Annotated in this window: 14 protein-coding genes; 6 read left to right on the top strand and 8 right to left on the bottom strand. The window is 70.0% G+C overall.

Annotated features, from left to right (window positions below):
- Window positions 1-14: 14 nt before the first annotated feature.
- The gene (locus AVTE2539_RS10995; RefSeq protein WP_284410535.1) at window positions 15-1,607 is read right to left on the bottom strand and encodes an ABC transporter substrate-binding protein; all 1,593 of its coding nucleotides are present in this window, start codon (window positions 1,605-1,607) and stop codon (window positions 15-17) included.
- Window positions 1,608-1,765: 158 nt separating this feature from the next.
- Between AVTE2539_RS10995 and AVTE2539_RS10990 the strand changes: the two genes are divergently transcribed.
- The gene (locus AVTE2539_RS10990) at window positions 1,766-2,701 is read left to right on the top strand and encodes a LysR family transcriptional regulator (protein WP_284410533.1); all 936 of its coding nucleotides are present in this window, start codon (window positions 1,766-1,768) and stop codon (window positions 2,699-2,701) included.
- 18 nt (window positions 2,702-2,719) lie between these two features.
- On the opposite strand, the gene AVTE2539_RS10985 is transcribed toward AVTE2539_RS10990, so the two are convergent.
- Both AVTE2539_RS10985 and alr read right to left on the bottom strand, forming a co-directional pair.
- The gene (locus tag AVTE2539_RS10985; protein WP_284410531.1) at window positions 2,720-3,559 is read right to left on the bottom strand and encodes a hypothetical protein; all 840 of its coding nucleotides are present in this window, start codon (window positions 3,557-3,559) and stop codon (window positions 2,720-2,722) included.
- A complete protein-coding gene (gene alr, locus AVTE2539_RS10980) occupies window positions 3,559-4,665 on the bottom strand; it encodes an alanine racemase (protein WP_284410529.1) in 1,107 nt (368 codons plus the stop codon). The genes AVTE2539_RS10985 and alr overlap by 1 nt, the downstream gene beginning before the upstream one ends.
- Window positions 4,666-4,804: 139 nt before the next feature.
- Here alr and lplT point away from each other — a divergent pair, with 139 nt between their 5' ends.
- From lplT to AVTE2539_RS10960, 4 genes are all read left to right on the top strand, one after another.
- On the top strand, window positions 4,805-6,085 hold the full coding sequence (gene lplT, locus AVTE2539_RS10975) for a lysophospholipid transporter LplT (protein WP_272565936.1): 1,281 nt from the start codon (window positions 4,805-4,807) through the stop codon (window positions 6,083-6,085).
- A gap of 202 nt (window positions 6,086-6,287) precedes the next feature.
- Window positions 6,288-7,160, top strand: coding sequence for a DMT family transporter (locus tag AVTE2539_RS10970; RefSeq protein WP_284410527.1), 873 nt, complete (start codon window positions 6,288-6,290; stop codon window positions 7,158-7,160).
- A gap of 202 nt (window positions 7,161-7,362) precedes the next feature.
- Window positions 7,363-8,376 carry a TRAP transporter substrate-binding protein gene (locus tag AVTE2539_RS10965; RefSeq protein WP_284410525.1) on the top strand — a complete coding sequence of 338 codons (1,014 nt, stop codon included), beginning with the start codon at window positions 7,363-7,365 and terminating at the stop codon, window positions 8,374-8,376.
- A 68-nt stretch (window positions 8,377-8,444) separates the two neighbouring features.
- Window positions 8,445-8,930 carry a glutathione peroxidase gene (locus AVTE2539_RS10960; protein ID WP_284410523.1) on the top strand — a complete coding sequence of 162 codons (486 nt, stop codon included), beginning with the start codon at window positions 8,445-8,447 and terminating at the stop codon, window positions 8,928-8,930.
- A gap of 31 nt (window positions 8,931-8,961) precedes the next feature.
- Here AVTE2539_RS10960 and AVTE2539_RS10955 read toward each other — a convergent pair whose 3' ends face one another.
- Window positions 8,962-9,432: a hypothetical protein gene (locus AVTE2539_RS10955; protein ID WP_284410521.1), complete on the bottom strand. Its 471-nt coding sequence runs from the start codon at window positions 9,430-9,432 to the stop codon at window positions 8,962-8,964.
- A gap of 14 nt (window positions 9,433-9,446) precedes the next feature.
- On the bottom strand, window positions 9,447-10,151 hold the full coding sequence (locus AVTE2539_RS10950; protein WP_272565948.1) for a hypothetical protein: 705 nt from the start codon (window positions 10,149-10,151) through the stop codon (window positions 9,447-9,449).
- A 667-nt stretch (window positions 10,152-10,818) separates the two neighbouring features.
- Here AVTE2539_RS10950 and AVTE2539_RS10945 point away from each other — a divergent pair.
- Window positions 10,819-12,405 carry a hypothetical protein gene (locus AVTE2539_RS10945; RefSeq protein ID WP_284410519.1) on the top strand — a complete coding sequence of 529 codons (1,587 nt, stop codon included), beginning with the start codon at window positions 10,819-10,821 and terminating at the stop codon, window positions 12,403-12,405.
- 54 nt (window positions 12,406-12,459) lie between these two features.
- Here AVTE2539_RS10945 and AVTE2539_RS10940 read toward each other — a convergent pair whose 3' ends face one another.
- The 3 genes from AVTE2539_RS10940 to AVTE2539_RS10930 form a co-directional block, all read right to left on the bottom strand.
- A complete protein-coding gene (locus AVTE2539_RS10940; protein WP_284410518.1) occupies window positions 12,460-13,164 on the bottom strand; it encodes a helix-turn-helix transcriptional regulator in 705 nt (234 codons plus the stop codon).
- A 66-nt stretch (window positions 13,165-13,230) separates the two neighbouring features.
- The gene (locus tag AVTE2539_RS10935; protein ID WP_284410516.1) at window positions 13,231-13,707 is read right to left on the bottom strand and encodes a GyrI-like domain-containing protein; all 477 of its coding nucleotides are present in this window, start codon (window positions 13,705-13,707) and stop codon (window positions 13,231-13,233) included.
- A gap of 13 nt (window positions 13,708-13,720) precedes the next feature.
- Window positions 13,721-14,119 (bottom strand): VOC family protein, encoded by a 399-nt coding sequence (locus AVTE2539_RS10930; RefSeq protein WP_284410514.1) that lies wholly within the window; start codon window positions 14,117-14,119, stop codon window positions 13,721-13,723.
- Window positions 14,120-14,132 lie beyond the last annotated feature (13 nt).

Below are 14,132 nucleotides of genomic sequence, written 5' to 3'. Positions count from 1 at the left end.
TATGGCCTGGCGGCTCAGTTGACCTTCAGCAGGCGCCAGTCGATGCGGTTGTCCGCGCGGTGGATGATCTCCACCTTCTGCGAGGCCGCCCAGGGGATCACCTGGTTGTACAGCGGGATGTGCGAGATGAGCTGGTGGTCCTGCACCAGCGCCTGCTCGATCAGGCTGTTGCGCGTGGCGGCGTCGGTTTCCTTCTTGATGCGCTCGATCAGCGCGTCCTGCTGCGGGTCGCTGAAGCGGCCCAGGTTGAAGTTGCCGTCGCCGCCGGCACCGGGCGAGCGGATCAGCGACTGCAGCGAATAGAACGCATCGAACGTCGGCACGCCCCAGCCCAGCAGGTAGATGCTGGCCTCGTTGCGCTGGATCATCGGGAAGTAGGTGGCGAACGGCAGCGAGCGCAGCCTGGCTTTCACGCCCACCTTGGCCCACTGGGCGGTGATGGCCTGGCACAGCTGCTCGTCGTTGATGTAGCGGCCCGCGCTGCAGGCGAAGTCCACGTCGAAGCCCTGCGGGTAGCCGGCCTCGGCCAGCAGCTTCTGCGCGGCGGCGGGGTCGTAGGGCCAGCGCACGTCGGCCTTCGGGGTCCAGCCGTTCACCTGCCGCGCGATGATCGCGCCGGTGGGCTGGGCCAGGCCGCGCAGCACCACGCGCTGGATGGCGTTGATGTCGATGGCCTGGTAGAGCGCCTTGCGCACGCGCACGTCCTTGAGCGGGTTCTTGCCCTTCACGCTGGAGTTCTGCAGCTCGTCGCGGAACTGGTCCAGGCCCAGGAAGATGGTGCGGTTCTCGGCACCGTCCAGCACCTTCAGCTGCGGCTGCTGGCGGATGCGCGCCACGTCCTGCAGGCTGGGGTCGAGCACGAAGTCCACCTCGCCCGACAGCAGCGCCGCCGTGCGCGTGGCATCGGACTTGATGGGCGTGTAGACCACGTCGGTCACGTTGCCGCCGAATTTCCCCTTGCCCCACCAGTGGGGATTGGCCGCCAGCACCAGGCGCTGGTCGGGCGCCCAGGACTTGAGCACGAACGGGCCCGTGCCCAGCGTGTTGCGATGCGTGTAGGGCTCGTCGCTGGTCTTGATGTCCTTCGGGGCCGTGGCGTTGTTCTTCTCGGCCCAGGGCTTGCTCATGATGCGCAGTTCGGTCAGCTGGTTGACCAGCACCGGGTTGGGCACCTCGGAGAAGATGTCCACGGTGTTCGCGTCCACCACGTCCACGCGGTCGATGCCCTGCGTGTACACGGCGTAGTTGGAGGTCTTGGCCTTGGCGCGCTCCAGCGAGAACTTCACGTCGTCGGCCGTGAGGGCGGAGCCGTCGCTGAACTTCACGCCCTGGCGCAGCGTGATGCGCAGCTGCGTGGGGCTGACCCGCTTCCAGGCGGTGGCCAGCTGCGGCTCGGGCTTGAAGGTCTTGCTGTTGTATTCGACCAGCGTTTCGTACACGGCCGAATGCAGGGCGTTGTTCACGCCCACGTTCTGCGCATGGATGTCCCAGGAGGACACGTCGGCCGAGCGGGCGAAGCGGAAGGTGGCGGCCTGCGCGGCCAGCGGCGTGGCCATGGTGAAGGCGGCAGCGGCCAGGGTGGCCGCGAGGGAAAGCGAAAAGCGCATGGTGCAAAGGCCCTGAAGCAACGAAGAGTGCGGCCACTATGCCCGCGGCCCTCCGCGCGGCGAACGACTTTGTGGTTCTAACGTTATGCAGGCCCCGTAGCCGGGTAAATTCAGGGGCCCGTCGCGTTGCCTTCCACCCCTCACACAGGCCATCCCCCATGGGCTCCATCGATCCGCAGGAAAGCACCCCGCAGCTGCTCAACCGGCTGCGCATGCGGCAGGTCGCGCTGATGCTGGCCATCGCCGAGCACCGCACGCTGCGAGCGGCTGCGGGCGCGCTGGGCCTGAGCCAGCCGGCCGCGACCAAGATGCTCCACGAACTGGAGGCCGCCCTCGGTCAGCCGCTGTTCGACCGGGTGGGCCGCGGCCTGCGGCTGAACGCCGCGGGCGAGCGGGTGACCGGCTACTTTCGCAGCATCCGCGGCAGCATGGAAGCGCTGAACCGCGAACTCAGCGAGATGCGGCTGGGCAGCGCGGGCAAGCTGTCGGTCGGCAGCATCATGGCGGCCTCGCCGGGCCGGCTGACCGACGCGCTGCTCGGGCTGAAGGCGGTGTTCCCGCTGCTGGCGCTGGAGATCGCCGTGGACACGAGCGACCGGCTGCTGGCGCAGCTGCGCGAGGGCGTGCTCGAAGTGGTGGTGGGCCGGCGTTCCGGCGATTCGGGCCGGGACTGCACCTTCCAGCCCATTGACGGCGAAGGCCTGGCGGTGGTGGTGCGCAACGGCCATCCCCTGGCGGGCAAGGCGCGCGTGGGCTTTGCGGCGCTGCTCGATTTTCCGTGGGTGCTGCAGCCGGCCGGCAGCCCCATGCGCGACCTGATCGCGCAGGAGTTCAAGGACCACGGCGCGGCGCTGCCGCAGGGGCTGATCGAGACCGGCTCCATCCTCACCACCATCAACCTGGTGCGGCGCTCCGAACTGATCGGGGTGATCCCGGAGGCCGTGGCGCAGCGCGATGCAGAGCACGGCCTGCTGCACGTGCTGCCCTACCGCTTCCAGCACACGCTGGAGGCCTACGGCAGCCTGGTGCGGGCCGACCGGCCGCTGAGCCCACCGGCCCAGGCCTTCCTGCGGCTGCTGCACGCGCCGAAGTAGAACCCGGCCCCGCGGGCTTCAGCGCGCGCGCAGCAGGCGCACGGCTTCGGGCAGGGAGTTGGCCTGCGGCAGGAATCGGTCGATGGCCGCGCCCAGCACGACCGCGCACAGCAGTGCGCCGAGCAGCGGCTTCCAGGTCAGCCGCACCGCGGCCGAGAGCCAGCCGGCCCGCTCCACGCCCATCGCAGCGCGCGCGGTGGCGTAAGAGAACGCCAGTTCCACCGCCACGGCCAGCAGCACGTCGAAGCCGAAGTACAGCAGCGCGAGCGCGCCCGCGCCCAGCACGATGGCCGCGCCGATGAGGAAGATGGCCACCACGGGCACGATCACCACCGCGCCCTCGTCCGCGCCGCTGGCGGCCTCCAGCGCCCCGCCGGCCACATCGCTCAAGCCCTCGCCCAGGCCGCTCCCCAAACCCTCGCCGAAATCGCCGCTCGCCCCGCCACCACCGAAGTCGCCGCCGCCCCCGCTGCGCGGCACGGGCATCCGCGCGCCGCCGGTCGGCAGGTCGATGTCGGACGGCAGGTCGATGCCGTCGGTCCACCCACTGTCGTCCCGCTGGCGGGGCGGCCGCACCAGCCAGGCCGCCCAGGCCCGCAGCACCAGCAGGTAGGCGACATAGCCCACGCCCAGCGTGATGCCGTAGCGCAGCGCGAGCGAGTCCACGCCCATCACCTTCTGGGTGTGCGAGGTGGCCCACATCAACGCCATCATGAAGGCGCCGATGCACCAGCCGTGCACGTGCAGCCGGTGGCGCTGGCGCAGGGTGTGCACCAGTTCGCGGTCGGGCGCCTGCACCCGCCGCCAGGTCGAGCCCTTGCCGGATCGGGCGGCCGGCGCGCGATGCCCCGGGCGCATCAGGCAACCGCCACCGGCACGCGCGGGGCCAGGGCGCACATCAGCTCCCAGCTCACCGTACCGGCGGCATGCGCCACCTCGTCGATCGACAGCACGGCACCGCTGGCGGCGCGCCCCCACATCGTGGCCTCGGCGCCGAAGCCCGCCTCCACGCCCGCCGCGATCACGGGGGAGAGGTCCACCGTGATCATGTCCATGCTCACCCGGCCCACCACGCGCGTGCGCACGCCGTTCACCAGCACGGGCGTGCCGGTGCCGGCGTGGCGCGGGTAGCCGTCGGCATAGCCGCAGGCCAGCACGCCGATGGTGAGCGGGGCGTCGGCCGTGAAGGCGGAGCCGTAGCCCACCGTGTCGCCGGCCTGCACGTGCTGTACCGCGATCACGCGGGCCGACAACGTCATCGACGGCTGCAGGTTCCAGTGGGCGGCGTCGTGCTCGGGGTAGTCCGGCGCCCCGCCGTAGAGCACGATGCCGGCGCGGATCCAGTCGCCGCGCACGCGCGCATCGACCGCATGGCGCAGGGTGGCCGCGCTGTTGCACACGCTCTTCTCGCCGGGCAGGTCCTGCGTGGCGGCCTGGAAGGCCTGCATCTGGTGCGCGATGCCGCGGGGGCCATCGGCGTCGCTGAAGTGGGTCATGTACGAAATCTCGTCCACCTGCGTGAGCGCATTGAGCCGCGCCCAGGCCGAGCGGTAGCGCTCGGGCGTGAAGCCCAGGCGGTTCATGCCGGTGTTCATCTTGAGGAAGACGCGGTGCGGCGCCTGCGTCTTGTGGGCGGCCAGCCAGTCGATCTGCTCGTCGCAATGCACCGCGTGCCACAGCCCCAGGCGCGAGCACAGCTCCAGGTCGCGCGGCTCAAACACGCCCTCCAGCAGCAGGATGGGGCCGCGCCAGCCCAGGGCGCGCAGGCGCTCGGCCTCGGACAGGTCCAGCAGCGCGAAGCCGTCGGCCGCACGCAGCCCCTCGAACACGCGCTCGATGCCGTGGCCGTAGGCATTGGCCTTCACCACCGCCCAGGCCAGGGCGTCCGGCGCACTGGCGCGGGCGCGCTCGAGATTGTGTTGCAGTGCAGCAGTGTGGATGGTGGCTTGGATGGGACGCGGCATGGGGTGGATCTGCGGAGCGAAAAGGAAGGAATTCTGGCATCGCCCTCTAGAAACCGCGTGATATAACCGCCAGTCACTTGCAGCGGGTTCCGATATTTAACAGGGCATCAGGCGAACTGATGCACCCAACAGCCATTCGATGAAGCGCGGTTTCTACACCATCATGTCGGCGCAGTTTTTCAGCTCGCTGGCCGACAACGCACTTTTCGTGGCCGCCGTGGAATTGCTGCGCACCAACGGGTCGCCGGAATGGCAGCGTGCGGCGCTCGTGCCGATGTTCGCGCTGTTCTACGTGGTGCTCGCGCCGTTCGTGGGGGCCTTCGCTGATGCGATGCCCAAGGGCAAGGTCATGTTCTTCAGCAACGCGATCAAGGTCGTGGGCTGCCTCATGATGCTATTCGGCTCGCACCCGCTGATCGCCTACGCCGTGGTCGGCCTGGGCGCGGCGGCCTACTCGCCCGCCAAGTACGGCATCCTCACCGAACTGCTGCCGGCCTCGCAGCTGGTCAAGGCCAACGGGTGGATCGAGGGGCTGACCATCGCTTCCATCATCCTGGGCGTGCTGCTGGGGGGCCAGCTCGTGGGGCCCGCCATCGCCGGCCTGCTGCTGTCGGTGGACCTGCCCTTCGTGGACACCGGCGTGGACACCGCGGCCGAGGCCGCCATCGCCGCGCTGATCACGCTGTACCTGGTCGCCGCGTGGTTCAACACCCGCATTCCCCACACCGGCGTGGAGATGCGCCCGCTGCCCTCCAACCCGCTGGCGATGCTGCCGGACTTCTGGGCCTGCAACAACCGCCTGTGGCGCGACAAGCTGGGCCAGATCTCGCTGTCCACCACCACCCTCTTCTGGGGCGCGGGCGGCAACCTCAAGTTCATCGTGCTGGCCTGGGCCGCGGCCGCACTGTCCTACAACACCACGCAGGCCTCGGCCCTCACCGGGGTAGTGGCCATCGGCACGGCCGTGGGCGCGGTGGTGGCCTCCATGCGCATGCGGCTGGACATGGCCACCAAGGTGATCCCGCTGGGCATCGCCATGGGCCTGCTGCTGGTGCTGATGGTGTTCATCAAAAGCATCTGGGTCGCCATTCCCTTCCTCATCCTGCTGGGCGGCCTGGGCGGCTACCTGGTGGTGCCGATGAACGCGCTGCTGCAGCACCGGGGCCACAACCTCATGGGCGCGGGCCGCTCCATCGCGGTGCAGAATTTCAACGAGCAGGCCTGCATCCTGGCGCTGGGCGCGTTCTACAGCCTGTCGCTCAAGATGGGGCTGTCGGTGTTCGGCGCCATCACCGCATTTGGCCTCGTGGTGGCCGGGGTGATGTGGCTGATCCGCCGCTGGCACCAGCACAACTGCGTGCGCTACCGCGAAGAGGTGGACCACCTGCTGCACCTGGCGCGGCACGATCACCACCACTGACCGCCACCGGCCGCCGCGGCGCGCCCCGGGCGCCACGCGCGGCCGCCTGCCGGCCTGCGCAATGGAAAGTACAACTTAACCACAGCCGGACATGAAACTGCCTTCATCCGAGGGCAGAAAATCATGCCGATGCTGCGGCCCCTCTTTTTCCGTGCCCATCCGACTGCGAAGCGGAGGCACCCCTGCCGCACCACGACGCTCCATGCCATCGCCGCTGCCCTATTTCGCCCTGCTGTTCAATGCCTTCGTCTGGGGCCTGGCATGGTGGCCATTCCGGGTGATGCACGGGGCGGGGCTGCACCCGCTGTGGGCGACCGCCGTGATGTACAGCGCCATCCTGGCCGGGCTGCTGGCGCTGCGGCCGGGCCTGTGGGCGCAGGTGCGCCAGCACCCGCAGCTGTGGCTGCTGGCCCTGAGCTCGGGGCTGAACAACGTGGCCTTCAACTGGGCGGTGACCGTGGGCGACGTGGTGCGCGTGGTCCTGCTGTTCTATCTGATGCCGGTCTGGGGCCTGCTGCTGGCCTGGCGGGTGCTGGGCGAGCGGCCCACGCCCATGGCGCTGCTGCGGCTGGCGCTGGCCTTCACCGGCGTGGTGCTGGTGCTGCTGCCCGAGGGCACCTCGCCGTCCCGGCTGGTGCAGAACCTGTCGCTCGCCGACGGGCTGGCGCTGGCGGGCGGCTTTTTCTTCGCGCTGACCAACGTCACGCTGCGGCGGCTGCATGCGGTGCCGGGACAGGCGCGCATGTTCGTCATGTTCGGCGGCTGCATGCTGATGGCGCTGGTGGTGGCCTGCATCGGGCTGCAGGCCGGCGTGGTGGAGGCGTTTCCCCCGGTGAACGCCACCTGGGTCGCCACGGCCGCCCTGCTGGCGGTGGCGCTGTGGCTGGGCAACGGGGCGCTGCAGTACGGGGCGTCGCGGCTGGCGGCGGGCACCACGGCGGTGATCCTGCTGTCGGAGGTGGTGTTCGCCAGCGTGTCCTCGGTGCTGCTGTCGGCCGCGCAGCTGCAGCCGCGCACCTTGCTGGGCGGGGGCCTGATCGTGTTCGCCGCCCTCCTCGCATCGCTGCGGCGCTGAGCGCCCGGCGGGCAGCCGCACAGGCGCTGCCCCGCCGCAGGGCCGGGGCCCAAAGGCCCTTGGCCGCCATGGGAAACAGGGCTCTCCCGGCCGGTGCTTGCGTGCCCGCGGGGCGCCGGTATAGTCATTGCAAGTTACGTCATCAGCGTACGCCGTTGTCATGCATCCGCAGGCCGGCGCTGCGCGCTTTCGGAGATTCGGTATGAAACGTCGTTCGTGGTGCGCGCTCTTCATGGCGCTCGGTTCCTTGGCGCTGCCCGGTGCCGCGTCGGCGCAGGCGAAGTGGACCCTCGCCACGGGCTACCTGCCCGAGGTGTTCCACACCGTCAACCTGCAGCAGTTCGCCCAGGAGGTGAACGACCGCACGAAGGGCGCGCTGGTGATCGACGTGCGCCCCGACAACAGCGTGGCCCGGCTGTCCGAGATCGCCGGCCAGGTGCGCGCCGGCAAGATCGCGGCGGGCGAGGTGCTGCTCAGCTCGCTGGCGGCCGACACCAAGCTGGCCGGCGCCGACGCCATTCCCTTCATCGTGGACAGCTACGACGACGCGCTGCGGCTGTGGAAGGCGCAGCGCCCCGTGCTGCAGGAGGCGCTGGACCGGCAGGGCCTGGTGCCGCTGTACGCCGTGCCCTGGCCGGCCCAGGGGCTGTTCACCACGCGGTCCATCCGCCACGTGAGCGACCTGCGCGGCGCCAGGATGCGCAGCTACAGCCCCAGCACCGTGCGCATCGCCCAGCTGATGGGCGCCACGCCGGTGGACGTGCCCACCAAGGGCATCAACCAGGCCGTGCTGGACCGGCAGATCGACACGCTGTTCACCTCCCCCGTCACCGGGGTGGAGAACAAGGTGTGGGAGCTGCCCATCAAGTACTTCTACAACGTGCATGCCTGGTACCCGAAGAACCTGGTGCTGGTGAACAAGGCCCAGTGGCTGGCCCTGCCCGAAGGCACGCGCAAGATCGTCGAGGAGGCCGCCGCCCAGGCCCAGGTGCGCGGATGGAACGCGAGCGGCGCCGCGTCCACCGCCTCCATCGCCGAGCTGGCGCGCAACGGCATCAAGGTGGAGACGCCCGACTTCGAGCTGCGCCGCGAGCTGCGGCGCCTGGGCGAGCAGTTCTCGCTCGAATACATCCGCGACACCGGCGCCGACGGCAACCGCATGATGATTCCGTACTTCTCCGGCGAGAATGCCGCTGCCGCCGCCAAGACCCGGTGAATCCCCTGCCGGCGTGGCGGCGCCCGATCGATCCGATCCATCCAACTTTCTTGCAAGGGATGCCCGCCATGACCAGCGTCTACGACTTCGAGGCCCGGCAGATGAACGGCCAGACCGTGCCCCTGCGGCAGTACGCGGGGCAGCTGCTGCTCATCGTCAATACGGCCAGCGCCTGCGGCTTCACGCCGCAGTTCGCCGGGCTGGAGGCCCTGCACCAGCAATACGGCCCTAAGGGGCTGGCCGTGCTGGGGTTTCCCTGCAACCAGTTCGGCCGCCAGGACCCGGGCAGCAACGACGAGATCGCCAGCTTCTGCCAGCTCAACTACGGCGTGAGCTTTCCGATGATGGCCAAGATCGACGTGAACGGCGCCGACGCCGACCCGCTGTACCGCTGGCTCAAGGCCGAGGCCCCGGGTCTGCTGGGCACCCAGGCGATCAAGTGGAACTTCACCAAGTTCCTCATCGGCCGGGACGGGCAGGTTCTGCGCCGCTACGGCCCGCGGGACACGCCGCAGTCCATCGCGCCGGACATCGCCGCCGCGCTGGCCGGCTGATGGACGAGGCGATCGGCGGGCCGATGCCTTCCTAGCGGCCCTGCGGCTGCGGATCGCCGCGCACCACGAAGTGCCTGGAGAACCCCAGCGCCCGCGTGACGCCCCGGGGCTCCGAGACCAGCGGCATGCGAAAGCCCGGGCTGGGCAAAATCTCCACGCTCCAGTCCGTGTCGCCGATGAAGCGGAACCGCACGGTGTGCTCGCCCTCCAGCCCGATCAGCGAAAAACGCCCGGTGGTGTAGGCCCCGCCGATGGTGGCCGCGTCCAGCGGCTGCCACTGGCCATCGAACAGCGTGATGTGCAGCAGGTCTTCCTGCGGCACGTCGTCGGTCGTGAACAGCAGGTGAAAGCCCCGGCACTCGAAGGCCGCCTCCAGCACCAGCCCGTCCACGCGGGCCTGCAGGGGCAGGCCGCCCTGCACGACCCGGCTTTGCATCGGGGCCTCGCCGCCCTCGGCGGGCAAGGGTGCCAGGGAAATGTCGGCGGGGGTGAGGATGCGCATCGCCGGCCCGCCGCTCACCACAGGAAATCCACGCCGAAGGCCGCCAGCGCGCCGCCCACGAACGCCCCGATGGTCACGCACACCGGCGCTCCGGGCCCACAGGCCAGGCCCGCCAGCGCCCCCCCGGCGATGCCGCCGCCGATCCCCGCCCCGGCCACGGCGAGTTCCTTGCCCGCCGCGGCGGTCTTGTCATCAGCCGTCGCCACGTTGTAGACCGACAGGGCGATGGACAGCACGATCAGCCCCCGGCCCGCGCGCGACAGGCCGCGCATGGTCTGCGTGACCTTGGGGTTGGAGCGGCCGGCGGACTGGACGATCTCGCCGTACACCGCGTTCTGCTGCGCCGCCGTGAGCCGGTCGAACTGCACGGTGGGCCCGTGGATCTGCTGGGCCTTGCGGGCGATGAGCTCGTTGAGCGTCCGGCCCTCGGCCTTCAGGCTTTGCGCCATGGCGCGCCCGATGGGCGTGCTGCGCCCGCGGATGATCTCCATGATGGTGTTGCGCGCCACCTGGGCCTGCTCGGCCGCCTGGGCCCAGGTGATGCGGCCGCTCATCGCCTCGAACTGCAGGTCGTTGGCCATGGCCTGGATCTGCCGGGTGTAGGCCAGCCGGGCCGAGGCATCCAGCGAGAGGTGGGCCCCGGCGTTGGCGATCTCCGCCTTCAGGGCCTGGATGGCCGAGTCGAAGGCGGCACGGTCTTTCGGATCGTCGTTCTGCATGCGTTGTGGTCTCCTCGTCTGGATGGGAAACGGCGCTGTTTTGCGTTGTGGCCGCCGGCCGCGCGCAGCAGGGGCCGCGTCGGGAGGCTTGGTTTTTTGCGCACCGGTGCATGGCGGCATGCACGCGCCGAAAGTAACCGCCTGAGCGGCGATCGGGCGAAACCATCGGTCAAAGAGGTTTCAATACGTAGGAAAGTGTCGGATCGATCGAGGGGCGCAACCCCGCGCCACAGCGCCGTTCGCCCCGCCGGGCGGGCTTGTCAAAGCCCACACCCCACCATAGGGGGGATTGGCAGGCCCGTTGAATTTGTATCTATTACGGGTCTTCGCCCCTCATTCCATATGCCGGAAGGAACTTTTCGCATGCCTTGTCCTGCGGCGGTGAAGATCACGCTGAAGGTGGGTGATACGGAATTTTTTGGAGAAAAAGGCCTGCAGCGCATGATTTTCTAGGGCATATCGCTACAAAAACAGGAGCAAATCCAAAACCGGGTGATGGGGGCGCCGGACCGCCTTTCCCCGGCAGGGTCGCGAATGGCGTCAGCCAGCCGGATCCCGCTTTTTTTCGCAGAACTGCCGCCCGCCTCGACGGGGCTGGCAGGCATTTCGCGCCGGGCCTGTTGCAGGCCACGGCACCCTGATTTCAACCCTAGGAGGAACTTCCCGCATGTCCCGCTTTGCAATGACCAAGACACTCGCGCTCTGCGCCGGGGGCCTGATCCTGGCCTCTTCGGCCTGGGCGCAGACCACCACCCCGCCCAATGCCGAGCCGGAGCCGGGCCTGTGGGCCTTCGACGGCGAGCTGAACGGCCAGCCTGGGCGCAGCCTGCAGATCGATACCGAACAGGGCCGCGCCCTCATCGTGTCCTACCTGGGCTACCGCGCCGACGGGTCGTCCGTGTTCCTGCAGGCCAGCGGCCTGCGCGGCGGAGACAGCTCGGCCTTCCGGGGCCCGCTGCAGGAGTTCCGCAACGGGCCGCCCGTGATCGGCGGCGGTGCGGGCAACGGCGAAGTGGCGGGCAGCCCGGGCGAGATCCAGCTGGCCTTCGACTCGCCCACCTCCGGCACCGTCACGCTGCCGGGCGACGTGACGCGCCGCATCTCGCGCTTCACGTATGGCCTCCCGATCGGCGGCACGCAATACACCTTGCAGACCTATTCCACCCGCCTGTCCACGACGCCCGCCGCCTCCTACCGCGTCGAATTGCGCGACGGCAATTTCCTGATGAGCCAGTTGACCACGTCCGACGGCCGCCTGTGCTCCTACTCGGGCACCTACCAAAAGCGCGGACAGGGCATCGAATCCGACGGCACCGCCAGTTGCGTGGACCCCTCCGGCACCCAGCAGCGCAGTCCGTACCGGATCGAGCAGTTCGCCGTCGACACTTACGGCCTGGCCACCGGCACGCTGCGCAAGGACGGAATCGAATCCTTCTTCATGGGTGCCTGCCATGCGGGCGCCGTCATGCTCGGCAGCCCGGCCACCTGCGCGTCCGGCTCGTCGCGAACCGACATCGTGGTGCAGCCAGGCATTTGGGCCTTCGACAGCGAGGTGAACGGCCGGCCGGGCCGCAGCCTGCAGATCGACACCCAGATCGGCAGCCGCGCGCTGGTCCTGTCCTACCTGGGCTACCGCACCGACGGCTCTTCGCTGTTCATGCAGGGCAGCACCGCGAACCGCGACACCAACGCCCAGTTCACGGTGCCCTTGACCGAATTCCGCAACGGCCCGGTGATCGGTGGCGCCATCCGCCCGGCCGAAGTGGCCACGACCATGGGCGCAGCAACCATCGTGTTCGACAGCCCCACGACCGCGACCATCACGCTGCCCTTCGACACGCCGCGCCGCATTTCCCGCTTCCGCTATGAAGACCATCTGGTGCGCTTCAACAAGGCCTTCTCCGCCCAGGTGTATCCGTTCTGGTCACCCACCCCGACCGCCACCAGCATCGACATGGTGGTGCGCGACGGCATCTTTCGCATGGACACGCGGACCGCGGACCTGCTGACGGCCTGCGAGTACCGCGGCACCTACCGCCTGTCGGGCGAGGGGCTGGACTCGGAAGGCACGCGCACCTGCACGGCCCCCAGCGGCACCACGAGCGAGGCCTACCGAGCCGAGCAGTTCACGGTGGACCGCAACGGCCTGCTGCGCGGCCTGATGCAAAGCGCGTCGGGCGCCCGGACCCTGGTCCTGGGGGCCTGCTGGAACGGGCGCCTGTGCACCCCGCCCGAGCTGGAACTGCCGCGCTGACAGGCACCGGCCCTTGCCAGGGGCCGCAGGCAGGCGCCTGCTGGCGGCCCATCCTCAGCCGCCGCCGGGCCCGACCCCGGGACGGCCCCACACGTGGCGCAGCATGTCGGCGAGTGAGCGGCCGGGCTCCACGGTGAAGCGCTCGTCCAGCACGTCGAGCGAGACGATCCGGTCCACGCGAAAGCCGCGAAAGTCATCGCGCAGCTCGCACCAGGTGGACAGCGTCCAGACCTTGCCCCAGTAAAAGCACCCCAGCGGCCGCACCCGGCGCTCGCTGGGGCGCCCCTGTTCGTCGGCATAGTTCAGCCGCACCACGTGGCGGGACTGCACGGCCTCGCGCAGCGGGCGCAGCAGGGCCTGGGTGCGCGGGTCCACCGCCACGGCCGGGGCATAGAGCGCCTGGGCCTCGGCGGCCGCGCGCGCCGCGGGCGGCAGCACCGAGAGGATCTTGCCCAGGGCGCTTTCCACCTCGCCGGCCAGGCCGGTGTCCAACCAGGACTGCGCCAGCCGGGCGGCGGCGACCAGCGCGTTGGCCTCGCCCTGGCTGAACATGAGCGGTGGCAGGTCGAAGCCTGCGCCCAGGCGGTAGCCCACGCCGGCCTCGCCCTCGATGGGCACGCCCTGGTGCTGCAGGTCGGCCACGTCGCGGTAGATGGTGCGCGCCGAGACCTCCAGCCGCTTCGCCAGGAAGTCGGCCGTGGACAGGCGCCGGCCCCGAATGAGCTGGACGATCTGGAACAGGCGGTCGGCGCGGCGCATGGGTGAGGCAATCGGGGCGGGAGCGGGGCGTGGGCGAGGATTGTGCCCTGCCCCGCACAGGGCGCGTCAGCCCTGCACGCCGATGCAGACGGCCACCTGGTCGGGGCCCTCGTAGGCCTCGAAATCGACGTCGAAGCGGCGGCGCGGCACGGGGTGCTGCCCGAAGTGCGCCCACACCGCACCCCAGGTGTCGATCACGGCCTGCGGCAGCGCGCCCTGCCGGCGGAACACGAGGTAGGTGCCGGCCGGCACCTGCACGCGCTTTAGGCCGGGCGCGGGCGCGGCACCGGCGCCGTCCAGGGCCACGCCCGCGAGCACGTCGAATTCGCCCTCGTGGTCGGACGCATACCGGCTGTACACGCCCACCACGCGGGGCGGCGCCAGGCCGGGCTGCTGCAACCGCTGGGCCACGCCCTCGGCGGCGAACCGCTGCCACAGCGGGCCGATGCGGGCCTGGGCAGGGTCGCGCTCCTGGAGGTTGCAGGTGCGCGTGGTGATGCCGGCGACGGTGAAGGCGCCGAAGGTTTCCAGGGTGGGGGTCATGCGGCCCGCTCCTTCAGCGCGCCATGGCGTGCAGGCCGACGGTGTTGCCCTCGGTGTCGCACAGGTGCGCGATGAAGCCGATGCCGTTCGGCAGCTCGATGCAGGCGTCGATCACGCGCCCGCCCGCCGGGGCGATGCGCTCGACGGCGGCGTCCAGGCCCGGGGCGCAGTCGAGGTAGATGCGCGTGCCGGCATCGGGCGCCACGCGGCGGCTCGGGCCTTGGATGAGGCAGCCGCCGGTGGCCGGCCGGTCGTAGGCGAAGACGGCCAGCGGATCGCCGCCCATCGTCTGGCGTTGCATGGGCCGGCCCAGCACCTGTTCGTAGAAGGCCTGGGCGCGGCCGAGGTCGGCGCAGGGGATCTCGAACCAGCTGATGGCGGAAACGGAAGAAGCGGGGGCAGAAGAGGTCATGGCGGAAAGGTCC

It is taken from the genome of Acidovorax sp. SUPP2539 (assembly GCF_030158975.1).
GTDB lineage: Bacteria > Pseudomonadota > Gammaproteobacteria > Burkholderiales > Burkholderiaceae_C > Paracidovorax.
This window is presented reverse-complemented; position numbering and strand designations above follow the sequence as displayed.